21 protein-coding genes are annotated in these 24,066 nt (G+C 64.0%); 4 read left to right on the top strand and 17 right to left on the bottom strand.

The genetic code is table 11. The features are described from left to right. Positions 1-91: 91 nt before the first annotated feature. Positions 92-1,444, top strand: a complete 1,353-nt coding sequence (locus tag QA643_RS06690; RefSeq protein ID WP_283032403.1) for an esterase-like activity of phytase family protein — start codon at positions 92-94, stop codon at positions 1,442-1,444. A gap of 146 nt (positions 1,445-1,590) precedes the next feature. Here the strand turns inward: QA643_RS06690 and QA643_RS06685 are convergent, their stop codons facing one another. After that, positions 1,591-2,451, bottom strand: a complete 861-nt coding sequence (locus tag QA643_RS06685; RefSeq protein ID WP_283032402.1) for a hypothetical protein — start codon at positions 2,449-2,451, stop codon at positions 1,591-1,593. A gap of 286 nt (positions 2,452-2,737) precedes the next feature. Here QA643_RS06685 and QA643_RS06680 point away from each other — a divergent pair, with 286 nt between their 5' ends. Together QA643_RS06680 and QA643_RS06675 are read left to right on the top strand one after the other, a co-directional pair. Beyond that, positions 2,738-3,313, top strand: coding sequence for an alpha-ketoglutarate-dependent dioxygenase AlkB (locus tag QA643_RS06680; RefSeq protein WP_283032401.1), 576 nt, complete (start codon positions 2,738-2,740; stop codon positions 3,311-3,313). A 52-nt stretch (positions 3,314-3,365) separates the two neighbouring features. Next, positions 3,366-4,604 carry a DUF763 domain-containing protein gene (locus QA643_RS06675; RefSeq protein WP_283032400.1) on the top strand — a complete coding sequence of 413 codons (1,239 nt, stop codon included), beginning with the start codon at positions 3,366-3,368 and terminating at the stop codon, positions 4,602-4,604. A 177-nt stretch (positions 4,605-4,781) separates the two neighbouring features. On the opposite strand, the gene QA643_RS06670 is transcribed toward QA643_RS06675, so the two are convergent. The 10 genes from QA643_RS06670 to QA643_RS06625 form a co-directional block, all read right to left on the bottom strand. Beyond that, positions 4,782-6,461 (bottom strand): mucoidy inhibitor MuiA family protein, encoded by a 1,680-nt coding sequence (locus tag QA643_RS06670; RefSeq protein WP_283032399.1) that lies wholly within the window; start codon positions 6,459-6,461, stop codon positions 4,782-4,784. Between the two features lie 251 nt (positions 6,462-6,712). Next, positions 6,713-8,302, bottom strand: a complete 1,590-nt coding sequence (serA, locus tag QA643_RS06665) for a phosphoglycerate dehydrogenase (RefSeq protein ID WP_283032398.1) — start codon at positions 8,300-8,302, stop codon at positions 6,713-6,715. 190 nt (positions 8,303-8,492) lie between these two features. Beyond that, on the bottom strand, positions 8,493-9,665 hold the full coding sequence (locus QA643_RS06660) for a phosphoserine transaminase (protein ID WP_283032397.1): 1,173 nt from the start codon (positions 9,663-9,665) through the stop codon (positions 8,493-8,495). Between the two features lie 79 nt (positions 9,666-9,744). Then, on the bottom strand, positions 9,745-9,939 hold the full coding sequence (locus tag QA643_RS06655; RefSeq protein ID WP_283032396.1) for a hypothetical protein: 195 nt from the start codon (positions 9,937-9,939) through the stop codon (positions 9,745-9,747). Positions 9,940-10,265: 326 nt separating this feature from the next. After that, entirely contained in the window at positions 10,266-10,856 is a 591-nt protein-coding gene (locus QA643_RS06650) for a glutathione S-transferase family protein (RefSeq protein WP_283032395.1), read from the bottom strand. Positions 10,857-10,935: 79 nt separating this feature from the next. Then, a complete protein-coding gene (locus QA643_RS06645) occupies positions 10,936-11,760 on the bottom strand; it encodes an outer membrane beta-barrel protein (RefSeq protein WP_283032394.1) in 825 nt (274 codons plus the stop codon). Positions 11,761-11,971: 211 nt separating this feature from the next. Next, positions 11,972-12,808, bottom strand: a complete 837-nt coding sequence (locus QA643_RS06640; RefSeq protein WP_283032393.1) for an outer membrane beta-barrel protein — start codon at positions 12,806-12,808, stop codon at positions 11,972-11,974. A 290-nt stretch (positions 12,809-13,098) separates the two neighbouring features. Then, complete coding sequence (locus QA643_RS06635) at positions 13,099-14,364, bottom strand: MFS transporter (RefSeq protein ID WP_283032392.1); 1,266 nt, start codon at positions 14,362-14,364, stop codon at positions 13,099-13,101. A gap of 147 nt (positions 14,365-14,511) precedes the next feature. Further along, positions 14,512-15,858 carry a phosphoglucosamine mutase gene (gene glmM / locus QA643_RS06630; RefSeq protein WP_283032391.1) on the bottom strand — a complete coding sequence of 449 codons (1,347 nt, stop codon included), beginning with the start codon at positions 15,856-15,858 and terminating at the stop codon, positions 14,512-14,514. A gap of 215 nt (positions 15,859-16,073) precedes the next feature. Continuing rightward, positions 16,074-16,250 (bottom strand): hypothetical protein, encoded by a 177-nt coding sequence (locus QA643_RS06625; RefSeq protein WP_283032390.1) that lies wholly within the window; start codon positions 16,248-16,250, stop codon positions 16,074-16,076. Between the two features lie 108 nt (positions 16,251-16,358). Here QA643_RS06625 and QA643_RS06620 point away from each other — a divergent pair, with 108 nt between their 5' ends. After that, positions 16,359-17,495: an alpha-hydroxy acid oxidase gene (locus QA643_RS06620; RefSeq protein ID WP_283034732.1), complete on the top strand. Its 1,137-nt coding sequence runs from the start codon at positions 16,359-16,361 to the stop codon at positions 17,493-17,495. 176 nt (positions 17,496-17,671) lie between these two features. On the opposite strand, the gene QA643_RS06615 is transcribed toward QA643_RS06620, so the two are convergent. The 6 genes from QA643_RS06615 to QA643_RS06590 all read right to left on the bottom strand — a co-directional run bounded on the left by QA643_RS06615 (position 17,672) and on the right by QA643_RS06590 (position 23,988). After that, positions 17,672-18,298, bottom strand: coding sequence for a hypothetical protein (locus QA643_RS06615; RefSeq protein ID WP_283032389.1), 627 nt, complete (start codon positions 18,296-18,298; stop codon positions 17,672-17,674). A gap of 194 nt (positions 18,299-18,492) precedes the next feature. Then, positions 18,493-19,071, bottom strand: coding sequence for a hypothetical protein (locus tag QA643_RS06610; protein ID WP_283034731.1), 579 nt, complete (start codon positions 19,069-19,071; stop codon positions 18,493-18,495). A gap of 134 nt (positions 19,072-19,205) precedes the next feature. Continuing rightward, positions 19,206-20,039, bottom strand: a complete 834-nt coding sequence (locus QA643_RS06605; protein ID WP_283032388.1) for a shikimate dehydrogenase — start codon at positions 20,037-20,039, stop codon at positions 19,206-19,208. 256 nt (positions 20,040-20,295) lie between these two features. Further along, positions 20,296-22,344, bottom strand: a complete 2,049-nt coding sequence (locus QA643_RS06600) for an elongation factor G (protein WP_283032387.1) — start codon at positions 22,342-22,344, stop codon at positions 20,296-20,298. A 194-nt stretch (positions 22,345-22,538) separates the two neighbouring features. Further along, complete coding sequence (locus tag QA643_RS06595) at positions 22,539-23,159, bottom strand: TetR/AcrR family transcriptional regulator (protein ID WP_283032386.1); 621 nt, start codon at positions 23,157-23,159, stop codon at positions 22,539-22,541. Continuing rightward, a complete protein-coding gene (locus tag QA643_RS06590) occupies positions 23,152-23,988 on the bottom strand; it encodes an SAM-dependent methyltransferase (RefSeq protein WP_283032385.1) in 837 nt (278 codons plus the stop codon). Before QA643_RS06590 ends, QA643_RS06595 begins: the two co-directional genes overlap by 8 nt. Between the last annotated feature and the right edge of the window lie 78 nt (positions 23,989-24,066).

Raw genomic sequence — 24,066 nt, 5'->3', positions numbered from 1 at the left:
CAACGGCGTCACCGGTTGTTCACGGAACTGTCAGGTGATTGTAACAGCCGCTCCGCAAGACAGGCGCATCGCTACCTACAGGAGATCCGCCATGCGCGTGTCGTTGCTCTGCTCTGTCGCGTCCATATTTCTGGCCGGTACCGCCTTCGCTCAAGGCGAAGGCGAATTTCCCGCCACGCTGAAAAGCCATGCGGTGCTGCCGGCCGAAACCTTCATCGAGGCACCGGCCGACGCACCTGATGATCTCAAGACCTCAGGCAAGTACACCACCGGCAAGCGCGTCGACGCGGTCGGCAGCGTGATGGGCAAATCCTATGAGCGTCCGACCAGCGTCGCGCTGCCGTTCAAGGGCCAGCCGCTGCAGGGCCATTCCGGCATCAAGGTGATGTCAGACGGCTCATTCTGGGTGCTCACCGACAACGGCATGGGTTCGCGCTACAACTCGGCCGATTCGATGCTCTATCTCAACCGCCACAAGATCGACTGGGCGAGCGGCAAGATCGAGCGCCAGGAAACCGTCTTCCTGCACGATCCCGACAAGAAGGTGCCGTTCCGCATCGTCCATGAAGATACCGCCAAGCGCTATCTCACCGGCGCCGATTTCGACACCGAGGGATTCCAGATCATCGGCGACACCTTCTGGATCGGCGATGAGTTCGGGCCCTATGTGCTGAAGGCCGACAGGATGGGCAAGATTCTCGCGGTGTTCGAAACCACCGCCGACGGCAAGCCGGTGCGCTCGCCGGACCACTGGTCGGTGCAGTCGCCGGCCGCGCCCGGCGCGAGCTACACCACAGTCAATCTGCGCCGCTCCAAGGGATATGAAGGTTTTGCCGCCTCCAAGGACGGCAAGTTCCTGTACGGCCTGCTCGAGGGCCCGCTATGGGACGCCGAGAAAAAGGACTTTGAAGAGGTCGACGGCAAGGAAGCGTCGCGCATCCTCGAATTCGACGTCGCCGCCGAAAAGTTCACCGGCCGCTACTGGCAGTACGTGTTCGAGCAGAACGGCCATGCGATCGGCGATTTCAACATGATCGACGCGACCAGCGGCCTGATCATCGAGCGCGACAATGGCGAGGGCACTGCCGACAAGGCCTGCCCGGCCGGCCAGCGCGGCGAGAATTGCTTTGCCGACCTCGCCAAATTCAAGCGCGTCTACAAGGTCGAACTGACGGACGCCAATGTCGGCAAGCCGGTGCGCAAGGTGGCCTATATCGACCTGATGAAGATCAAGGATCCGAACAAGAAGGCCCGCAAGCCGCTCAATGACGGCGTGCTGACCTTCCCGTTCTTCACCATCGAAAACGTCGACCGCGTCGACGACACCCACATCATCGTCGGCAACGACAACAATTTGCCGTTCTCCTCCAGCCGCGAGCCGAACAAGGCCGACGACAACGAGTTCGTGCTGCTCGAAGTCGGTGAATTCCTGAAGGCGAAGTGAGTTGCTCCTCCCTCTCCCCGCCTTTCGCGGGGAGGCGGTTGGGGTGAGAGGATCTATCCTCGTAATCACTGCCAATTGAGTCTGCTGAAGCAGCCCTCACCCCTCCCCTCTCCCCGTGAAGAACGGGGAGAGAGAGAAGAAAGCCGCTATCGGTACACCGCCTCGTGCCGCCTTCCGATCGCGTTCGATCGCACCATCCATTCCGGCAGAGCCGCGCCGTCGCGATGCCGGCCGCCGGCAACGGCGGCAGCCCAGGCCGCCACGGCGCCGAGCAGGATGGCGGTGGCAACGGAGAACGCCAGGATGATGCTGCTGCGCCGCGAGCGCGCGATCGCGGTTTGGGCAGCGCCAGCGACGCTATCGACACGCTTCTCCGCATCGCCTGCCGAGAGTCCCGTGAGCGCGGCGACCTGCTGAATGAGGTAGGTTCGGTCATCAGCGCTCAGGCCGCTATGGCTCGACGTGGTGAGCAGGATGCGACCTGCCTCGGCGCGCTCGGCGCTGAGGTCGACATTGGGCGCGCGGCGGCCGGCGCGAAACAGCCGGTCCAGCTCGTAGCTCAATAGCGGCTCGGCCGCGCCGGCCTGCGCAGGACCGCGCAATGAGGCCGTCCGGTTGACCGTCGCCGCGCCGATCAGAGCGGCGAGGATGGCGCCCATCACCACGGCGAGCGCCCAGCTACCGAGGCCGTGGGCGCCGTCGACGTGCTCTGTTTCCTCCACGGCGGCCGGGCCGGCCGAATTACGGGCATGTCCGGCGATGTAGCCGCCAAGGCCGAACGACAGCACCGCCTGGATGATCAGATAAAGGCCCGAGAGGATCGCAAGCGCTGCGGACGCATCGCGCCATGTCGGCGCGGCCGACGTTACGCCAAGGCCGATCGTCACCGCGAATGTCAGCAGCACCGAAGACAGCGCGGTGGCCGCGAAAGCGCCGAGCACGATCGGCGACCACTGCAAAAAACGCGACGCGACATCGCTGCGCGCCGCCGGCGTGATGTTTTCCATCGATATCTCCATCGCACTAGCGAAGGCCGAAGAACGACAGAACCGCCAGAATGACGACGATCAAGCCGACCAGATAGATAAGTCCGTGCATGGTTTCCTCCTCCAAATGTCCCGCCGCCATGTCCGAACCGACAATTTTTGCATACCGGCAAAGTTCCTCCCGCTGGCAGGAAAAACATGCAACGAAGCGACCTCGCGTGCGGCTTTAACCAGTTGAGGGCGCACCTTTATTTGTGCGGACTGATCCCCATATTGGATGGATGCCGACATTGCCAAGGACATCAGCTTGACCGAGCAGCTCGCTCTTTTTGCGCAGGAGAAAGCCTCGCCGGAGGGACTGCGCTATGCCCCGGAGTTCATCACGCCGGCGCTCGAGCGTGAGCTTATTGGACAGGTCTCGGCATTGCCGCTGCAGCCTTTCCAGTTCGGCGCGTTCGAAGGCAAGCGCCGCGTCGCTTCCTTCGGGTTCCGCTACGACTACACGCTGCAACGGCTGCGACCGGCCGAACCGATCCCCGCCTGGCTGCTGCCGCTGATCGAAAAGGTCGAGGCCCATGGCGGCCCGTCGACCCAAGTCGCGCAAGTGCTTTGCACCGAATATGACGTCGGTGTGGGGATCGGCTGGCACCGCGACAAACCGCATTTCGATCGCATCTTCGGCCTCTCGCTGGGATCGTCGTGCAAGTTCCGTTTTCGCCGCGCCATTGGCGCGAAGTGGCAGCGTTATACGCTCGAAGCCGCGCCTCGCTCGCTCTACATGATGTCGGGCGAATCCCGCCTGGTCTGGGAGCACAGCATTCCCGCCGTCGGGGCGCCGCGCTATTCTATCACCTTCCGTACGATGGCCGACAGAAAGGCCTAGCGGCGACGGCCTTTGGCTCTGCTAGACTGTCATCCAGAATCGCTGGGAACCAATGGCAAGACGTAGCGGCAGTGCCGATCTCCCCCTGCATGGCGGCCGCGTGCCGCCCTGGCTGGCGACGCGCATGTCCTCGCTCGGCGCCATCATCACGCAAGCCGTTGTACATCACTACGGCCGCGATGAATTCTTGCGGCGGCTGTCGCATCCGTTCTGGTTCCAGTCGTTCGGCGCCGTGATGGGGATGGACTGGCATTCGTCCGGGATCACCACCAGCGTGATCGGCGCGCTGAAACGCGGCCTCAAACCCATGGAGCACGAGCTCGGCATCCGCGTTTGCGGCGGTCGCGGCCAGCACTCGCGCAAGACGCCGGATGAGCTTCGGTTGATCGGCGAGCAGGTTGGCTTCGACAGCGGACCATTGATCCGTGCCAGCCGCCTCGTCGCCAAGGTCGACAGCGCCGCGGTGCAGGACGGCTTTGATCTCTACCTGCACGGCTTCTTCGTCACCGATGACGGCAAGTGGACCGTCGTGCAGCAGGGCATGAACGGCGACAAGCGGCAGGCGCGGCGCTACCATTGGCATTCCGAGCAGCTCACCAACTTCGTCGACGAGCCGCACAGCGCGATCGACGGTCCGGCGCAGGGCGAGATCGTCAATCTCACCGACCACCGCGCGGAGCGCTCGCGGGCCGCGCAGCTCGAATTGTTGAGCGAGATGGGGCCCGATCGCCTCATCAGCGAACTTGCCGCCATAGAGGGCAAAGTACCAGCGCAGGCGCTGCTGCCTCATCTCGTGATGCCCGCACATCATGACGTCCGTGCAAGTGACGTGTTCAGTCGCCGCCTGCATGGCACGCTGGCCGCGGCGGCCGAGCGCGGGCCAATCGATTTTCCGGAGCTGCTGCTGACACCGGGCGTCGGGCTGCGCACCGTGCGCTCGCTCGCCATGGTCGCCGAAGTCGTCCATGGCGCGCCTTATCGCTTCAAGGATCCCGCCCGCTTCTCGCTGGCGCATGGCGGCAAGGACCGCCATCCCTACCCCGTGCCGATCAAGGTCTATGACGAAACCATCCGCGTGCTGAAATCGGCGGTGCAGAACGCAAAGCTCGGGCGCGACGAGGAGATGCAGGCGTTGAAGCGCCTTGACGACCAGTCGCGGCGGCTCGAGCGTTCAGCCAAGGGGCCGTCGCTGGAGGCGTTCATCGCTGGAGAGCGAGCGGCATCGCCTGGGCTCGATGGCCGCTCGGTGTTCGGATGGGAAGCAGAGTTGCAGGCGCGGAAGAGTAGGTGACGCCAACTAGCTTCAGTGGTCATCCCCCGCGAAGGCGGGGGACCCAGTACTCCGCGGCGGTCATGGCGCGCTCATCTGACGCCGCGGGTTACTGGATGCCCCGCCGGAGCCTGTCATCCGGCCGGCCGAAGGCCGGACCGGGTGGCGGGGCATGACAGGGAGATGTGAACGCTGGTCTCACCCCGCCGGCAACATCACGACACCCTTGTCCTTGGGCCAGCGGATCCGCCAGGCGAAGTTGATATCCCGGACTTCACCCGCCTTGGCCTCGAAGGCCCATTCCAGCACGCCGCGGCGGTCGCGGATGTTGCTCGCGGTCGGCGGCGTCGTGGAGGGTAGCATTTCGACCTGGATGTCCTCGTTCTCGCTGACCGGCAACTGATCCTCGATCGCGATCCGGATCGGGAAATCGTGGCCGTTGCGCACGGTGGTCTTGAACGCGCGCTCGTCGGTCTTCGACGTCGTCACGATCAGGCCGGCCGATCCCTCGTTGCGCTTGAGGACAGTGCGTTCGATCTTGACCTTGTCGTCGGCGCCGAAGCCGAGCCGCACGGTCTCGTCCTTGCTTGCAGCGGCCATCAGGCCACGCCCGACAAAGACGCCGTCGCGGTAGATCGAGACCCGGCCCGGCAAGAGCGGTGCGTCCTCGCCCTGCTTGAAGCTCGCTTCGAGGAACGCCGCCGGATCCTTCACCGGCGCGGCGCGGACCGAAAGATCGGGCGCGATGGCCGCAGAGGAGACGCGCAGGCTCTTGGCACCCTCGCTGGCGCTGAGGCTGACGCGGCCGGGAATCCTGAACACCACCTGGAAGCCGCTGACATCGGCCGTGGCCTGCTGTTCATCGGCCACCCGGAAGCGCTCCCCAGCCACCGCCTCCTCCATCTTGGCCATCGGCGCAGGCGCCGCGCGTAGCAACTGCCTGTTGGTGTCCACCGCGCCGCTGGCGGATGCCTGCGGCCGCGGCGGTTGCGGATACTGCACGACAAGCGAACTCAGCTCCGGCGCGCTGCCGCCGCGCGCGGTGCGCACGGTCGAGACGCTGAGCGCAACGTTGGACCAATCCTCCCCGGTCGATTGGGTGATTTCGGCGCGGCGCACCAGTTCGAGCGCCGGCTTGCGATCCCGGGCGCCGGTTTCGAGCCGCGCGTCATAGAGCGGCGTCCAGCGCGCGTTGCGCACCGCATAGGTCACCCGCAGCGTGGCCTTGGTCGCAGCGGCGGCGGCAAGCTCGATCCGCACTTCCAGCTTGTTCGGCGGCTTCTGCGCCCGGTCCTGTTCGAGGTGCGCGATTTCACGGTCGATGTCGCGCTGCTTGCGCTGCGCATCGCGGATCGCAGCGTTGGCGCTGGCGATTTCCTCGCCGACCGCGGCAAAGGCGGCCCGCCATTCGGCAACCGGCCGCGCCTCACCCTTGTCGCCGATCCCGGCCGGCGAGGTATCGGCGAAGCGCTCGGCGAATTTGCGCCGCGCATTAGCCGCATCGATCGCACCCTGCAAATTGGTCCGCTCGTCCTTCAGCGCCTCGATGCGCTTGTCGAGCTCGGGCAGGTTGGCCGGCGGCGCCGCGCGCGGCGGCTTGGCGTCGATTGCGCCGATCGTGAGCTTGGCCGCCGCCTCGCCTTCGACCCGGAGCGACGACGGATCGAGCGCGAGCGGAAAATCCTTCAGTACGGCGGAATTCTCGCCGGCAGGAAGATCCAGCTCGACGACGCGCGTGACGCTGGCGCCGTCGGGATAGACCGTGACGGCATCGACCGCCGAACTGGCCGGCAGGTCGGCCGCCCGCGCCCGGCCGGCGAGAAGCGCCGTCAGCACGACGAGGCTCGTCGTCAAAAAGCTGTTTGCAATCAATCGCATGGAGTTTTCTCCTGACCTGTTCCCCTGACGGCGGCGCACCAAAAGGCCCACCGTCCCCGGTCGTGAGACGCAGCGAAGGAGAAACGGGTTCGATCAGGACTTTAGGCAAGATTGCGGCCAGCTTGGCGATGATCGAGCAGGCCGGAATAGCCAGTCGGCGCCGGCATTCGTCGCCGCAACCTTCGGGGCAACAGTGCGAGCGAACCTCGATCCCATGCGTCGAGATTCACTCAGCGTTTTGCGCGAGGCTCTTAGAACGCCAGCGCCTTGGCCTGCTTGACCTGCGGCAGGGCCTGCACCTTCGTCAGCACGTCAGCGGGCACAGGACCATCGATCTCGACCAGCGCAATGGCGTCGCCGCCCTGCTTGACGCGGCCGAGATGGAAGGTGGCGATGTTGATCTTGGCATCGCCGAGCAGGCCGGCGAAGCTGCCGATGAAGCCGGGCTTGTCCTCGTTGGTCACATAGATCATCGACTTGCCGAATTCGGCGTCGACGCGAATGCCCTTGATGTCGACCAGCCGCGGCTTGCCGTCGTGATAGACGGTGCCGGACACCGACCGTTCCTGCCGTTCGGTGGTGACGGTGACGGTGATCAGGCTTTCATAGTCGCTCTGCGCCGCGCGCACGATCTCGTCCACCACCATGCCGCGCTCCTTGGCAACGACAGGCGCCGAGACCACGTTGACATCGCCCAGCATCGGCCGCAGCAGGCCCGACAGCACCGCCGAGGTGATCGCCTTGATCTTCATCTCGGCAACATGGCCTTCATAGGTGATCTCGGTCTTGATGATGCCGCTCTCGGTGAGCTGGCCGGCGAACGAGCCGAGCTTTTCGGCAAGCTCGATGAACGGCTTCAGCTTCGGCGCCTCTTCCGCCGTGATCGACGGAAAATTCACCGCGTTCGAGATCGCACCGGTGAGCAGATAATCCGACATCTGCTCGGCGACCTGCAGCGCGACGTTCTCCTGCGCTTCCGTGGTGGCGGCGCCGAGATGCGGGGTGCAGATCACATTGGGATGACCGAACAGCACGTTCTTGGTGGCCGGCTCCTCGACGAACACGTCGAAGGCGGCGCCGGCGACATGCTTGGCGTTCAGCGCATCGAGCAGCGCCTGCTCGTCGACCAGGCCGCCGCGGGCGCAGTTGATGATGCGCACGCCCTTCTTCATCTTGGCGAGCGCGGCCGCATCGATGATGTTCCGGGTCTTGTCGGTCAGCGGCGTATGCAGCGTGATGAAGTCGGCGCGCTTGAACAATTCATCGAGCTCGACCTTTTCGACGCCGATGTCCTTGGCGCGCTCCGGCGACAGGAACGGATCGAACGCAACCACCTTCATCTTCAGCCCCTGCGCGCGATCGGCCGCGATCGAGCCGATATTGCCGCAGCCGACCACCCCTAACGTCTTGCCGGTGATCTCGACGCCCATGAAGCGGTTCTTCTCCCACTTGCCGGCCTGCGTCGAGGCATCGGCCTGCGGAATTTCGCGCGCCAGCGCCAGCATCAAGGTGATGGCGTGCTCGGCGGTCGTGATCGAATTGCCGAACGGCGTGTTCATCACGATGATGCCCTTGGCGGTGGCCGCGGGGATCTCGACATTGTCGACGCCGATGCCGGCGCGGCCGATCACCTTCAGCTTCTTGGCCTTGTCGATGATCTTGGCGGTCGCTTTGGTCGCGGAGCGGATCGCAAGGCCGTCGTAATCGCCGATGATCTCGGCGAGCTTGTCCTTGTCCTTGCCGAGATTGGGCTGGAAATCGACCTCGATGCCGCGATCCTTGAAGATCTGCACCGCGGCCGGAGAGAGCGCGTCGGAAATGAGAACTTTGGGCTTGGACATTGGAGTGTTCCTTCACACCTTCCCCTGGAGGGGGAAGGTCGGCGCGAAGCGCCGGGATGGGTGAAACTGTCGCTGCGAACTCTGCGTGCGTCGGGTGCGGAGAGATCACCCCACCCCGACGCATCCTTCGGATGCGCCGATCCACGAGCGAGCTCCGCTCGTCTCGGCCCCCTCCAGGGGAGGGTAAAGCTTAAGCCGCCTTCGGCAACGCGGCCTTGGTCTCGGCGAACGCCCAGTCGATCCACTGCGTCAGCAATGCGACGTCGGACGCTTCCACGGTCGCGCCGCACCAGATCCGCAGGCCCGCCGGCGCATCGCGGTAATAGGCGAAGTCGTAACCGGCGGCTTCCTTCTCGACCAGCGCCACCAGCTTCTTGGAAAACTCGGCCTGCGCATCCGCCGTCAGCGAGGTGATGGCGGGGTCGATGAACTTCAGGCACACCGATGTGTTGGAACGGATCGCGGGATCCTTCGCCAGAAAGTCGATCCACGGCGTCTTCGCCTTCCAGTCCGACAGCACCTTGGTGTTGGCGTCGGCGCGCGCGATCAGGGCCTTGAGGCCACCGATCGACTTCGCCCAGTTCAGCGCATCGAGATAGTCCTCGACGCACAGCATCGACGGCGTGTTGATGGTCTCGCCTTCGAAGATGCCCTGGTTGAGCTTGCCGCCCTTGGTAAGGCGGAAAATCTTCGGCAGCGGCCAGGCCGGCTTGTAGGTCTCGAGCCGCTCCACGGCACGCGGGGAGAGGATCAGCATGCCATGCGCGGCCTCGCCGCCGAGCGCCTTCTGCCAGGAGAAGGTCACGACGTCGAGCTTGGCGAAATCCAGCGCTTGCGCGAAGGCGGCCGAGGTGGCGTCGCAAATCGTCAGGCCCTGGCGATCGGCGCTGATCCAGTCGGCGTTCGGCACGCGCACGCCTGATGTGGTGCCATTCCAGGTGAAGACGACGTCGGAGGCCTGGTCGACCTTGGAGAGATCGGGAAGATCGCCGTAGCCGGCATGCAGCTTGGTGACGTCCTTGAGCTTCAATTCCTTGACGATGTCGCTGACCCAGCCCTCGCCGAAGGATTCCCAGGCGATCGTGGTGACGGGGCGCGCGCCGAGCAGCGACCATAGCGCCATTTCGACCGCGCCGGTATCGGACGCCGGCACGATGCCGATCTTGTAATCGGCCGGCACTTCAAGCACTTCGCGCGTCAGCTCGATCGCGAGCTTAAGCTTGGCCTTGCCGAGCTTCGCGCGGTGCGAGCGGCCGAGGGCGGCATCCTTGAGATTTTGGGGATTCCAGCCGGGGCGCTTGGCACAGGGGCCGGAGGAGAAATGCGGCACGTTCGGCCGCGAAGCGGGCTTCGCTACGGTCATGATCTATCCTTCCAGATAGTAAGCCTCCCGTTGGGGGGAGGTGTCCCGCGGCGGTGATTAAGGGAATCGCGCCCAATCGTCAAGAAACATCGGGCATATCACGCCCGATTGATGAGCCCTCCCCTGCGCCAGGCGCCGGCTCCTCCTGCAACAATTCGGCGGCATCGGTGACCAGCTTGGCCGCCTCCCGGCGGCTCGCGACCTTCAAAATGCGCGTCTCTCCGGCCTGTACGACATATTCGCTTCCGATACGAACGATCGAATATTTCTTCATCGGAAATCCCCAAAGCTGCCCAAGCCCCATGGGTGACGTCGCATTAGCGGAGACGTTCCTGTCCGTAAAATCACGGACGCATGCGTAGTTTATCGGTTGTTAACCCGATCGCACAGCGACGACTACCTGAAAGCTTTGTCGCAAACTCCATTCAACCTGCGTGCAAAGCCTTGCTGCGCGCATGCACTGCTGCAAGCAACAAGAAGATCTGCAGTAGGGTGGGCAAAGCCAGCGTGCCCACCATTGAGCAACGTACTCGGTGATGGATGGTGGGCACGTCGCTGCGCTCCTTTGCCCACCCCTACAATTTTCTGTATGTCGTGAAGTCAGCGCGCCGGTGGAAGCTTGAGGAATTTTTCGGCTGCCGCGATCCAGCGGCGCAGCGCCGGATAGCCGGCGAGATCGAAGCCGCCTTCATGCGCCACGCGGGTATAGGCGAGCAGCGAGACATCGGCGAGCGTGACGGCGTCGCCGACAAGAAATGGCGTGACGCTGAGCTGCTGCTCCATTCGCGCCAGCGCCGCATAACCGCGCCTGACCTTCTCGGGATCGAGGTCGGAGGCCGGCTTGTTCAGATAGAACATCTGGAAACGGCACACTGCGACATAGGGCTCGTGGCTGTACTGTTCCCAGAACAGCCATTCATCCATCTTGCCTTGTGCGAATGCATCCGTGGGGATCAGGCTAGAGCTGCGGGCAAGATAGCGGATGATCGCGTTGGACTGCGCCAGCGTGCGGCCGTCATCGAGCTCGATGGTCGGCACCTGACCCGCGCCGTTGAGCTTGAGAAACTCCGCGGTCCGCGTCTCGCCCTTGAGCGTATCGATTGCGATCCAGGTGTAGGGCAACGCGAGATGATCGCACACCCATTTCACCTTAAGACAATTGCCGGAATTGGTATCGCCGTAGATCTTCATGTGCCGCCCCTGTCAGCGCAACAGTGCAACAGGCGGCGGCAGATCTGTCAACGGCGGCGCGCTCGGCGCCGCGGGGCGGTCAGAACTTGTAGCCGAGGCCGGCGCGGACCGTGTTGATGCTGGTATCGATCGAGGATGCGAAGCGCACATATTCCCATTCGGCGCGCAAGAACAGGCCGGCCATCAGCATCACTTCAGTGCCCAGGCCGAACGAATAGCCGTAGATCAAGTGGCTATACTGGGCGTCGGTCGCGCTGACATCGAACGGCACGTTCTGGAATGGCGGCGCGGCCGCCGGATTGACCTGCGTGCCGAAGACTCGGGCGGTGCGAATGATATCGGCCTGCCCGAGTGCGATGCCGCCAAACATATAGGGGAGAAACGAACCGTACGCGTAGCCGCCGCGCACGCGAAGCGTTCCCATGTCGTTCAGGATCATCTGGGCTGTCGCCTGATACGTGGCGCCGACCGTATACCCGGAGGGAAGCGAGAAGAACCGCGCCATGCTGCCGGTTTGTGAACCGCCGAACTTGCCATGGGTGTAGTTTAATTCAACGCCCAGGACGACGTCGCTCCACTGCGCGTTGTAGCCGATGAATCCGCCGAACCCTTCGCCATGGGCCGACACTTTTCCCAGCACCGGCCACTCAGATATTCGCTGGATCGCCTCCATTTCGGTACCGTCCAGGAGGCGCGCGACGACGTTTCTCGTCGAACCCGTAAAATTCATGTTCGAGGTGCCGTAGGCGGCGTGTCCGCCGATATAGCCACCCTGCCAATTCACGGTGGCTGTGCTCAGCCCCTCGGTGAAGCTGCCGCGGAGAAACGGCAGGTCCGGCATGTCAGCCGCATGAGCGCCGCCGACCACCCCACACATCAAAGCCACCAGCAACAATCGACGCATCGCAACGCTCCATCCACGTACTGAACTTGTCGCTGATCATCGCCTGTTAACCTTAACCAATCGTTTTCGTGGGCTTCGAATGGCGCAATCTTGTCGGAAAGCTGACGCGTATTTTCTTCCTGATGCGCCCCGTCTCTCTGCGTGGCGCAAAAGCAAACGGCGCGGGAAACTCCCGCGCCGTTCGGCAACCGTTAACGAATGGAAGTCGCGATTAACCTTTGGTGACCAGCGGCGGCGGAGCGTAGACCTGCGGGCTGGTCAGATCCCAGCGCACGCCGAGCTTCAGGTCGTGCGAGGTGATGTGCTTGAAGGTCGTCGGGTTGTTGATGTTGTTGGTGCCATCGAACGCGCGAAGGTCGCCGGTCAGGCCGTCACCCATGTCGAGATAGCGATAAGCGAGCTCGACCGTGAAGTTCGGCGTGACCTTGTACGCGAGACCGGCGTGGGCCGCCCAGGCGAAATTCCACTTCGAGACGTTGTCGCCGAAGGCAAGGCCCGGCAGTGCGGGGCCGACGCCGCCGTTCAGCGCGATGCTCTGGTCGGTGAAGCCGTTGATCGCAACCCGCGCGCCACCGACGCCAGCGCCGATGAACGGGGTGATGCACCACCAGGTGCCGAGATCGACATAGGCATTGGCGAGAACGACCCACTCGTTCTTGGTCGCGTGATAGGTGTCGGTGCCGACGCCACCGACATAAGTGATGCGGTCGGTGCCGAAGAAGTTGGAATTGCCGCGATATTCACCGGTGACGTCGGCGCGGAACCAGTTGTTGACCTTGTAGCCGACGCCGAGGCCGAAGATGCCGGCGGAGTTGAAGTTCAGCCTCTGCACCGAGGACGTGTTGTTGACGTCGAGCGCATTGTTCAGACGATCGACACGCTGGTTGGAAAAGCCGATGTCGCCGCGCAGATACCAGCCGCCGAAATCCTCAACCACGGGAGCCGGCGCATAAGCGGGCGGAGGCGCTATCGCCATGTCGGCAGCAAACGCCGCGGAGGACAACAAAGTGGCCGCACCGGCGGCAATGAAAGACTTAACGCTACGCATGGGCTTCGTCCTTTTGTCCGGTGAGGCTGACTACAAAAGGCCCCACTTCAAAAACTCACGGACGGGACGATGGCATTAAATGTTTAAGCGGCGCTTAACCCTAATTTTTAAGGTTGACAATCTCTCACTTTTTTCGCGGGGCCTGTTTTTCAAGCGAATCTCCGCGCAGTTGCAACGAGAAAAATGGCGAAACCGCCATACACCCTAACGATGTATTGATAATGGGCGAGTTGCGAATAGCGAATGGCGAGTAGAGGCGCCGCCGTCCCCCGCGCGCCACTCGCCATTCCCTACTCGCTATTCGCCTGTCTCGGCATCTTCGGCAGGAACACTGCAAGCAGGCCGAGCGCGGGCAGGAATGCGCAGAGGTGATAGACGAAGGCAATGCCGGTGTGGTCGGCGACCTTGCCGAGCACGGCTGCGCCAAGTCCGCCGATGCCGAAGGCGACGCCGAAGAACACGCCCGAGATCATGCCGAAACGGTGCGGCATCAATTCCTGCGCGAACACGATGATCGACGACGTCGCCGATGACAGGATCAGGCCGATGAACACCGTCAGCACGGCGCTGGTGGCAAGGCCGGCATAGGGCAGCGCCAGCGTGAACGGCAGCGCGCCCAGGACCGAGAACCAGAGGACGTATTTGCGGCCGTAGCGATCGCCGAGCGGCCCCCCGAAGAACGCGCCCGCCGCGTTCGCGGCGAGGAAGATGAAGAGATAGAGCTGGGCCGCCTGGGTCGAGACCTGAAACTTGTCGATCAGGTAGAAGATGTAATAGCTCGACAGGCTCGACACGTAGAGCTGTTTCGAGAACAAGAGCGCGACCAGCACCGCGAGCGCGATTTTCACGCGACGCGAATCCGGATGGTCCGGATGCCGTTCCACCACCGCCGTCTTCTTGGTCGTGATCTGCGGCCTGTACCAGACGCCGATCCGCCACAGGATCACGATCGCCAGAAATGCGATCGACGAGAACCAGGCGATCGACGGCTGGCCGAACGGCACCACAATCAACGCGGCGAGCACCGGCCCCATCGAAGTGCCAAAACTGCCGCCGAGCTGAAACACCGATTGCGCAAAGCCGTAGCGGCCGCCGGACGCGAGCCGCGCGATGCGCGCCGATTCCGGATGGAATACCGCCGAGCCCAACCCGACCAGCGCCGCCGCGATCAGGATGATCGGATAGAGATGCGCAACGCTGAGCAGCAAGAGGCCAACGAAAGTAAAGCCCATGCCGATCGCGAGCGAGAACGGCTGCGCCTTCTTATCGGTGAAGTGCCCGACCACAGGCTGCAGCAGCGATGCGGTGAACTGGAACGCCAGCGTGATCATGCCGATCTGCGCGTAGTCGAGCGCGTAGGCGTCTTTCAGGATAGGATAGACCGACGCGATCAACGACTGCATCGTGTCGTTGAGGAAATGCGAGAAGCTGATGCCGGCGAGCACGACATAGGCCGGCCCGGCGACGGCGGCCTTGGCGGTGAGGCCGGGCGCAGCATCCGCCACCATCACCGGCGCGGCCGCGGTTTCCTCTGACACGATAACGGGCTTGTTCAACGGCGCATTCCCAAAAATGACCGGCGGGCGCAATGCCGTCTTTTTACGCCGCATCGCGTGGCGGCGACCAGCATCAATAGACGATGGCTGCGATGCGCAACTGCGCACCGCCGATCAGCGATCACGTCGGCGCCGGATAAATCGCGCTTATGCCGCCGCAGCGTGGCCGAGCGCGCTGACGATCTGGTCGACGACGTCCTCGACCAGATCGCGGTCGTCGCCCTCGCCCATCACGCGGATGACAGGCTCGGTGCCGGACGAGCGGACCAAGAGGCGGCCGTGGCCGTTGAGGCGGTTCTCGCCGTCTGATATCGCCGATTTCACCTCGGCATTGTCGAGCGGCTTGCCACTGCGATAGCGCACGTTTTTCAGGATCTGCGGCAGCGGGTCGAAGCGATGGCAGACCTCCGACACCGGGCGGCGCAGCTTCTGCACCACGGCGAGCACCTGCAGCGCGGCGACGAAGCCGTCGCCGGTCGTGGCGTAGTCGGAGAGAATGATATGGCCCGAGGGCTCACCGCCGAGATTGTAGCCCTGGCTCAGCATCTGCTCGAGCACGTAGCGGTCGCCAACTGGCGTGCGCACCATGCCGAGGCCCTGGCTCTCGAGAAAGCGCTCGAGGCCGAGATTCGACATCACGGTGGCGACGATGCCGGGCTTGGCAAGTCGGCCGTCTTCCTTCCAGCTCTGCGCGATCACCGCGAGCAGCTGGTCGCCGTCGACCACATGGCCGCGCTCGTCAACCAAGATGACGCGATCGGCGTCGCCGTCGAGCGCAATGCCGATATCGGCGCGCATCTCGCGCACCTTCTTGGCCAGCGTCTCCGGCGCGGTCGAGCCGCATTCCTTGTTGATGTTGAATCCGTCGGGATCGACGCCGATCGCAATGACGTCGGCGCCCAGCTCCCACAGCGCTTCCGGCACCACCTTGTAGGCGGCGCCGTGTGCGCAGTCGACCACGACGCGCAGGCCGTCGAGCGACAGCTCGCGCGGCAGCGTGCGCTTGGCGAATTCGATGTAGCGGTCATGGACGCCGTCGATGCGGCGGGCGCGCCCGAGGCTCGCGCTCTGCGCCAGGCGGCGGTCGATCGGCTCGTCGAGCAGCTGCTCGATCTGCTTCTCGACGTCGTCGGACAGCTTGAAGCCCTGCGGGCCGAACAGCTTGATGCCGTTATCCTCGAACAGATTGTGCGAGGCCGAGATCATCACGCCGAGGTCGGCGCGCATCGACTTGGTCAGCATCGCGACCGCCGGCGTCGGCATCGGGCCGAGCAGCAGCACGTCCATGCCGACCGAGGTGAAGCCGGCGACCATGGCGTATTCGATCATGTAGCCGGAGAGGCGCGTATCCTTGCCGATGACGACGCGGTGGCGATGGTCACCGCGCTGAAACACCAGGCCGGCCGCCTGCCCCACCTTGAGCGCGAGCTCCGGCGTGATCAAACCATTGGCGCGACCCCTGATGCCGTCGGTACCGAAATATTTGCGACTCATAAAACCCCCAGCCATTTCGGGACGAGGACCCATCAGGCCACGAATCACCGAACGCCCTCGATCGAGGCGTGCAGCGGTTATAATCCCTCGGCCGCTAAAATGGCTTCAAAAAATATGATGAATCATTACGGCACAAGGCAGCCATTTTCCCAGATATAGCATTGACATTGCTCAGCTTTTGGAGATGCCGGCGGGCCTGCTGGCCGGGCCTCGGATCAGCGCCGCTTGATGCGGCGGTCCGCCTTCGAGGGCGGTGGCTGCGTGACATTGACCGGGTCGGACGCCGGAAAGGTCTCCTCCAGCCCCTCTTCCAGGGCATCGTCGAGCCGGCGCTTGTCCTCTAACGCGGTCGGGCCGGCCTTGTCAGATGCAGCAGTGCGCGGATGGGTCATGGGATGTTCTCCCGTCATGAATGGCGCCGCACGAGATGCGATTTGGCTGGCCATCCAACCATGCTAGATGACGGCGGGCTTACGAAATTCAAGAAGGGCGGGACGTCCATGAAGCACATCACCTGCATTGAGGATCTGCGCCAGTTGCACAGGCGCAGGGTTCCCAAGGCGTTTTTCGACTATGCCGATCGCGGCTCCTACACCGAGGACACGCTGCGCGCCAATTCCGAGGATCTGCAGCAGATCAAGTTCCGCCAGCGCATCCTGGTCGATGTCTCCAAGCGCGATCTCTCCACCACCATCCTTGGCGAGCCCGCCGCGATGCCTTTGATCCTGGCTCCCGTCGGCCTGCTCGGCATGCAGCATGGCGACGGCGAAATTCATGCCTGCCGCGCGGCGCAGGCGGCCGGCATTCCCTTCACCCAGAGCACGATGTCGATCTGCTCGATCGAGGATATCGCGGCCGCCGTCGACAAGCCGTTCTGGTTCCAGCTCTACGTCATGAAGGACCGCGGCTTCATCAAGGCGCTGATCGAGCGCGCCATCGCGGCAAAGTGCTCGGCGCTGGTATTGACCGTCGACCTGCAGGTGATCGGCCAGCGCCACCAGGACATCAAGAACGGCATGTCGGTGCCGCCGGAGTGGTCGCTGGGAAAACTGCTCGACTTTGCCAGCAAGCCTTCGTGGGTCGCGGGCATCCTGCGCGGCAAGCGCCGCAGCTTCGGCAACATTGTCGGCCACGTCAAAGGCACCGAGGATCTCAATAGACTGGCGGAATGGACCGCCTCGCAGTTCGACACCTCGCTGAACTGGAAGGACCTCGACTGGATCCGCTCGATCTGGCCGGGCAAGCTGATCCTCAAGGGCATTCTCGACGTCGAGGACGCCGAGCTCGCGGCCAAGACCGGCGCGCAGGCCATCGTCGTCTCCAACCATGGCGGCCGCCAGCTCGACGGCGCGCCCTCCTCGATCGAGGTGCTGCCGGAGATCGTCGATGCCGTCGGCTCGCAGGTGGAGATCATGTTCGACGGCGGCATTCGCACCGGCATGGACGTGGTGCGCGCGCTCGCACACGGCGCAAAATCCTGCATGATCGGCCGTGCCTATGCTTACGGCCTGGGTGCCGGCGGCGAGGCCGGCGTCGCCAAGGCGATCGACATCCTCGCCAAGGAAATGCTCACGACGATGGGCCTGTGCGGCGTCAACACGGTGGCCGAGATCAACGACGACGTGCTGGCGGTGTGAGGAAGCGGCGAGACAAGCTCATCGTCGTCCCCGCGAACGCGGGGACCCATACGCCGCGGCCGTTCAGTCAAGCGATGTGGTAGACGCCTTCGATCCACAACATGCAACGGTGGCTATGGATCCCCGCGTTCGCGGGGACGACCCGTTGAGAGAGCTCGCTAGCCGTCCTATAGCCGTCACATCGGCGGTGTGATCCCGTCGCGGCCGACATTGACGCGGTTCGCTTCGAGCGTGCCGTCGTCCTTCTTCACCGCGCCGAAGATGATGATCTTCGCGCCCGGCTTGATCTCGGACTTGTCACTGGCGACGAAGGTGACGACGGGCGTGCCAGGCGGCACTACCACTTTCTTCTCGCCGTCCTTGTACTTGACCAGAATGTTCTGGCCGTCGGTGCCCTTCACCGTCTGCGCGACCGTGGCATTGGTCATGGTAGAGTTCGGCCGCTGGTCCCAGGGGCGAAAACCTTCGGCGGCGCCACGCTGGTTCTCGGGGAAGATGTGCACCGCGACTGCTTTTTGGGTGCCGTCAGGCTCCGGCATGCCGGTGACGCCGATATAGGAGCCTTCCTTGATTTCGGAGAGCTCGGTCTTCACGACGGCGAACACAGCGACATTGTCGGTCATCTTCACCTTCATGTCGGTGCCCTCGCGCGACTTGATCGACAGCACGGGGCCGTCAACCGCCTCGATGGTGCCGCGGATGCGGACCGTCGGCGGCTGCTGTGCCGAGGCCTCGACCGCAATCAGGGTGGCAAGGCCAAGGGTTGCCGCGAGCAGTCGCGGCCATGAAGAAGGTTTCGGCATGATTGTTCTCCCGGATTGTTATTTGGCGCCCAACTCAACGCAAACACCGGATGTGAGCAGGTATTCCATGCTCAACGCCTGTTCGTCATTCCGGGGCGATGCGTAAGCATCGAACTACGGTGCGCAATTGCGCACCTGAGAATCTCGAGATTCCGGGTCTGGTCCTTCGGACCATCCCGGAATGACGCTGCGCGTCACATCGGCGGGGTCAGGCCGTCGCGGCCGACGCTGACGCGGCTGGTCTCGAGCGAGCCGTCCGGCAGCTTCTTCATGAAGGCGATCACCTTGGCGCCGACCTTGAGGTCGGCCCTGTCGGCGGGAACATAGGTCACGACAGGCGTTTCCGGCGAGACCACGACCTTCTTCTCGCCGCCCCTGTACTTGATCGTCAGGGTGTGGCCGTCATTGCCGACCACGGAATCCGCCACCGTGGCGTTGGTCATGGTGGAGTTGGGGCGCAGATCGTAGGGCCGCGAGCCCTCGCCGGTGCCGCGCATGTTTTCCGGAAACACGTGCACCTCGACCGCGTTCTGGCTGCCGTCGGAGCCCGGCACCGTGGTGGTGCCGATGAAGGAGCCGACCTTGATGTCGGACAGCGAGATCCTGCTGATGCCGACGACATTGACATCGCCGGTCATGTTCAGCTTGACATCCTCGCCGCCGCGCGACTTGACCGCGAGCAGATTGCCATCGACGGCCTCGATGGTGCCACGGACGCGCGTCGGCGTCGGCGGCTGCTGGGCGATCGCGTAAAGCGTGGAACCGGCCACCATCGCGACGGCGACAAGCGGGCGAACGAACTGAAAGCGGTGAACGGGCATGCTGGGATCTCCGGTGGCGGCACTGACGTAGCCATTGACCCCGGCACTTCAAAAAAATTCCGCCTCAATAGTTCGCGACCGGCCGATCAGCTATTCGTGAGATCGGCCTCGACCAGTGTGCGAAGCTCTGCCGTCACCTCGGGCCGCCGGCCGAACCACAATTCGAAGCCGCGCACCGCCTGGTGTAGCAGCATGCCGAGCCCGTCGGCCGTCTTCAGGCCGCGCGCCCGGGCCGCGTCCAACAGCGGCGTATCGAGCGGCACATAGACGAGATCGGCGACGACGGCCTCTTGCGGCAGCATCGTGACATCGAGTTCAAGCGGCGGCTGGCCCTTCATGCCGAGCGAGGTCGTGTTCACCAGAAAGCTCGTGCGCGGCAGGAGATCGCCGATCGCATCCCACGCGACGGGCACGACGCGCGCACCGAACTGATCGGCCAGTGCCTGCGCACGCGCCATGGTGCGGTTGGCGAGATAGACGCGCTTGATGCCGCGGTCGAGCAGGCCGAACAGCACGGCGCGCGAGGCGCCGCCGGCGCCGAGCACCAGCGCTTCATCGCATTGGTCCCAACCGTCAGCGCAGGCGTCGAGATTGTTGATGAAGCCTTCGACGTCGGTGTTGGTCGAGCACAATTCGCCATCGGCAAACCACAGCGTATTGGCCGCGCCGACCGCGCGGGCGCGCGCATCGGGCTTGGTCAGCGCCAGCGCCTGCTCCTTGTGCGGAATGGTGACATTGGCGCCGACGAAGCCGCGCAGCGACAGGCGGAAGATGAAATCCTTGAACTCGTCCGGCGGCACCGCCTCGATGACATAGCCGCCCTCGATGCCGAGCGTGCGCAGCCAGTAGCGATGGATCAGCGGCGAGCGCGAATGCGCGGCCGGCCATCCGATCAGGCAGGCGGCGGGGGGTTTAGACACAATGGTTCTCTGCGGCGTGGGACACGAGCTTTCCAAATTTCTTGGAAGCCGATCCATTTCGTGTCCCGCCGAGCCTGTCAAGCAGCCCACGGTGCTGCACTCCCTCTCCCCGCCCTCCGCGGGGTCGAGGCAAGCGAAGCTTGCTCTTAGAGGGTCAGGGTGAGGGGTTGTCTCCGCAAACTCACAAGCAGTAATTTTGTGGAAGCAGCCCCTCCCCCCGGCCCGCTCCCCGTGAAGAACGGGGAGAGGGAGATTCTCACGCCGCGACGCGGTGCGCGGCGATGATCTGGTCGGCGGCCCGGCCGGTGACCTCGGCCATGCGGTCGAAGGTCCGCGTAAAGCTGCCGGCGCCGGCGGTGGCCGAGCGCAATTCCACGATCAGGTCGCCGATCTCCGCCTCCGGCATGGTGGCGCGGACGCAATCCCAGCCCGCCCAACCCTCGCGGGTGTCGAAGCCGAGGATCTGGCCGCGCCGCGCCGACAGGATGGCGTTGATCTTCGCCGTGGCCTCGGTCGGACAGACGATCTCCACCACATGGATCGGCTCCAGCAGCACCGGCTGGCATTGCGGCAGGCCTTCGCTCATACCGATCCGCGCTGCGGTGCGGAAGGCGAGATCGGAGGAATCGACGCTGTGATAGGAGCCGTCGATCAGGGTGACATGAACGTCGATGACGGGAAAGCCGAGCGGGCCCTTTGCGAGGCCATCGACCACACCTTCCTCCACCGCGCCGATATAGTTGCGCGGCACCGCGCCGCCGACCACCTTTTCGTGGAACTCGAAGCCCGTGCCGCGCGGCACCGGCTTGATCTCCAGGACGACGTCGCCGAACTGGCCGTGGCCGCCGGACTGCTTCTTGTGGCGACCACGCTGCGTGATCGATTTGCGGATGGTCTCCTGATAGCCGATCGCGGGCGGCTGCGACTTGACGTTGACGCCGAACCGGTCACGCAGGCGCTCGAGCGCGACACGCAGATGCATCTCGCCCTGCCCCCATAGCACGATGTCGTGGGTGCGCGGATTCTGGATCATGGTCAGCGACGGGTCTTCCTCGTTCAGCCGCAGCAGCGCCTGGCCGAGCTTGACGTCGTCCTTGCGGTCGGTCGCCGACAGCGACATGGCGAGCACCGGCGGCACTGGTGCGATCTGCGCCAGCGCCGCTGGCGCGGTCTTACCGCTGGACAGCGTGTCGCCGGTCTTGATCGCGTCGAGCTTGCCGAGCGCGACGGTATCGCCGGGCTCCGCCGAGGGACGCTTGGTGTCGTGCGCGCCGCTGACGGCGAGAATGCCGGACACGCGCCCGGCCTCGCCGGACGAGGATTGCAGCGTCGCGCCGTCGTCGAGATGGCCGGCGAGCAGTCGCACCAGCGACAGCTTGCCGCCGTGCTGCAGATGCAGTGTCTTGAACACGTAGGCGAGCGCATCCTTTTGCGACGATGCGTCGAGGCGCTTTGCCGTCTCGGCGATCCCGGGCGCTTCATGGCGCAATGCCTTCATCAGCCGCAGCACGCCATTCTCGCGTGCAGCCGCGCCGAGCAGCACCGGGCAGATCAGGCCTTCGCGCAATTCGCGCGCGAGATCGTCGAAGACAGCGTCGCGCGGCGGCTGGATGTCTTCCAGCAGCTGTTCCATCAGCGCGTCGTCATGGTCGGCGAGCTTCTCCAGCATCGAGAAGCGCGCTTCCTTCTCGCGGTCGAGATTGCCGCCCTCCAGCGCGACGACTTCGGACGGCTTGTGCTCGCGGTAGACGAAGGCGCGTTCGAGAGCGAGATCGACGAAACCTTCGATCAACTCGCCGTTCCAGATCGGAATCTGCCGCAGCACCAGCGGCACGCGTGAGGCCGGCTGCAACATCGCCAGCGTCTCGCGAATGCGCTGGTTGGCGCGATCGATCTTGTTCAAAAACAGAAAACGCGGAATGCCGAGATCCTCCAGCTCGCGCAGGATGATCTGCAGTTGCGGCAGCTTCTTCTCGTCCGCCTCGCAGACCACGACTGCGGCATCGACCGCGGGTAACGCGGCGCGCATGTCATGCGCGAACTCGACCGAGCCGGGACAATCGATAAAGGTGTAACTATCGCCCATAAAGGTGGTGGTGGCGGCGGAGAGGCCCACCCCCATCTTGTGATGGCGCGCCTCGGGGGTGGCATCGCCGACGGATGTTCCGGCATCGACGCTGCCGGCATTTTTAATGGCGCCCGTTCGCGCCAATATGGCCTCTAAAAGTGTGGTTTTACCGCTTTGGAAAGGGCCCACCAGCGCGATGCACCGTGGACCACGGGGACTTCTGACGTCTTGTCCCATTGCCGCCTCCTTATCTTTGGAGCTCGGCCCATGATTGGGTCGGCGACTTCTGATGCTCCGCCCGTCCGGACGATTTGGCAAGCGGGAAAAATTCGCTGCGGTGCATCCAGTCGATATTGACGTTCGGCTTGGGACGACCGCCTTTCGGAGCCGCTCACCATCAGCCAAATCTGGAACCTGATGCTAATTCTCGTCTAGCCGGTAACCGCACCTGACCCTTCCGAACCCGGATCCAGCATGATCCGCAGCGCGACGGCGAAGCGCTCGATATCGACGCGCTCATCCCAGGCAATCTGCAGCGAAATGCCCTGCAGGACCGCGACCATGACGCGAGCGGCCGACGCTGGATCGAGATGCCGCGGCCAGCGCCCTCCCCGTTGCGCCTGCGCGATCATCGGCGCCAACACGTCGACGGCCTGCGAAACGCCCGCGAGCGCTTCGCGCTTCAACCGCGGATTGGAAAGGCTCTCCGCCCAAAGCTGCACGGCGAGATGGCGCCATCGCCTTTCCTTGGGATTGCGCAATTCAAGTACGAACCCTTCGACAAGGCGCCGCAGGCTGGTATCGATATCCGGCGCGGCCAGCGCGGATTCCATGCGTCGGCGTTCCATCGCATGGCGTTCGGAGGCGATCGCCATTGCGATCTCGGTCTTGCCCTTGAAATAGCCGTAGATCGCACCGGGACTAAGCCCGGACTCCTCGACGATATCCTGCACGGTTGCGGCATGAAAGCCTTCGCGCGCAAAGCATGTCAGTGCGGCATCGAGGATGCGCCCGCGCTGCTCGTTGGCGCGCGCCGCGGAAATCCTAGGCATCGCCGACTTCCGCGAGCACCGTGTGATAGAAGCTGTAGCCGTGCATATCGCGGCCGGCTTGCCCCATCACCCGCTCCCGGTATTGATCGGCGCCGAGATCGCTCACCAGTCGCAGCCCGCGCTCGCGCAGGAAGCCTGGTAATTCGCCCGGCAGCAGCCCGAACCGCCAGGGTTCACCTGATACGCCGACCTTGGCGACGACCTTGTCTGCGCCATCGAACGCGACACTGCCGTCGATCACGCCCTCATGAACATAGGTGAAGATGAACCGGCTGCCTGGCGCGAGCCGGCCCGCCCAACGCATCACACCGCATACCGCCTCGCCGGTCAGATACTGGCTGACGCCTTCCCACACCACGATCGAGCGCCGCGCCAAATCGAAGCCGGCATCGCGCAGGCGCACTTCGAAGTCATCGATCTCGAAATCGACGGCGACGAAGGTCACTCGGTTCATATCGGCTCCGGCCGCCTGCAAGCGCTGCCGTTTCACCTTTGCGGTCGCAGGATGATCCACCTCAAAAACCTTGACGGCATCGAGCGCGCCGAGCCGCCAGGCCCGCGTATCGAAGCCCGCGCCCAGCAATACGAGTTGCTCGGCCTGCCCGATCGATTCCGCGATCCAGTCGTCGATCAGCCGCGTACGCGCGATGCCGGAGGTTCGTGCCCCCGGCCATTGCCGGTCGATGTAGCGGGCAAGCATGCTGCTCACCGGGCGAACCGCAAGCAGTTTGGCCGATAGCCGCAGGCTTCCCGGCAATAAGGCGACGGCCAGCGGGTCGGCAAACAAGCGTTGCCCGGTACCCTTCGCATGCTCTGACGCTCGGAACATGGCCATGTATTCGGCCGTCCGGCTTGGCTGATGCTGCAGCAATTTCGCGCTCCTCTCAAAAAGAACGTTTATTCTTTT

The sequence above is a fragment of the Bradyrhizobium sp. CB3481 genome, assembly GCF_029714305.1.
Lineage (GTDB): Bacteria > Pseudomonadota > Alphaproteobacteria > Rhizobiales > Xanthobacteraceae > Bradyrhizobium.
This window is presented reverse-complemented; position numbering and strand designations above follow the sequence as displayed.

Excerpts from the sequence above, each read along its gene's own strand:
- QA643_RS06690 (WP_283032403.1), top strand. The coding sequence starts at position 92 with ATGCGCGTGTCGTTGCTCTGCTCTGTCGCGTCCATATTTCTGGCCGGT.
- QA643_RS06685 (WP_283032402.1), bottom strand. The coding sequence starts at position 2,451 with ATGGAAAACATCACGCCGGCGGCGCGCAGCGATGTCGCGTCGCGTTTT.
- QA643_RS06675 (WP_283032400.1), top strand. The coding sequence starts at position 3,366 with ATGGCAAGACGTAGCGGCAGTGCCGATCTCCCCCTGCATGGCGGCCGC.
- QA643_RS06670 (WP_283032399.1), bottom strand. The coding sequence starts at position 6,461 with ATGCGATTGATTGCAAACAGCTTTTTGACGACGAGCCTCGTCGTGCTG.
- serA (WP_283032398.1), bottom strand. The coding sequence starts at position 8,302 with ATGTCCAAGCCCAAAGTTCTCATTTCCGACGCGCTCTCTCCGGCCGCG.
- QA643_RS06660 (WP_283032397.1), bottom strand. The coding sequence starts at position 9,665 with ATGACCGTAGCGAAGCCCGCTTCGCGGCCGAACGTGCCGCATTTCTCC.
- QA643_RS06655 (WP_283032396.1), bottom strand. The coding sequence starts at position 9,939 with ATGAAGAAATATTCGATCGTTCGTATCGGAAGCGAATATGTCGTACAG.
- QA643_RS06650 (WP_283032395.1), bottom strand. The coding sequence starts at position 10,856 with ATGAAGATCTACGGCGATACCAATTCCGGCAATTGTCTTAAGGTGAAA.
- QA643_RS06645 (WP_283032394.1), bottom strand. The coding sequence starts at position 11,760 with ATGCGTCGATTGTTGCTGGTGGCTTTGATGTGTGGGGTGGTCGGCGGC.
- QA643_RS06640 (WP_283032393.1), bottom strand. The coding sequence starts at position 12,808 with ATGCGTAGCGTTAAGTCTTTCATTGCCGCCGGTGCGGCCACTTTGTTG.
- glmM (WP_283032391.1), bottom strand. The coding sequence starts at position 15,858 with ATGAGTCGCAAATATTTCGGTACCGACGGCATCAGGGGTCGCGCCAAT.
- QA643_RS06625 (WP_283032390.1), bottom strand. The coding sequence starts at position 16,250 with ATGACCCATCCGCGCACTGCTGCATCTGACAAGGCCGGCCCGACCGCG.
- QA643_RS06620 (WP_283034732.1), top strand. The coding sequence starts at position 16,359 with ATGAAGCACATCACCTGCATTGAGGATCTGCGCCAGTTGCACAGGCGC.
- QA643_RS06615 (WP_283032389.1), bottom strand. The coding sequence starts at position 18,298 with ATGCCGAAACCTTCTTCATGGCCGCGACTGCTCGCGGCAACCCTTGGC.
- QA643_RS06610 (WP_283034731.1), bottom strand. The coding sequence starts at position 19,071 with ATGGTGGCCGGTTCCACGCTTTACGCGATCGCCCAGCAGCCGCCGACG.
- QA643_RS06600 (WP_283032387.1), bottom strand. The coding sequence starts at position 22,344 with ATGGGACAAGACGTCAGAAGTCCCCGTGGTCCACGGTGCATCGCGCTG.
- QA643_RS06595 (WP_283032386.1), bottom strand. The coding sequence starts at position 23,159 with ATGCCTAGGATTTCCGCGGCGCGCGCCAACGAGCAGCGCGGGCGCATC.
- QA643_RS06590 (WP_283032385.1), bottom strand. The coding sequence starts at position 23,988 with ATGTTCCGAGCGTCAGAGCATGCGAAGGGTACCGGGCAACGCTTGTTT.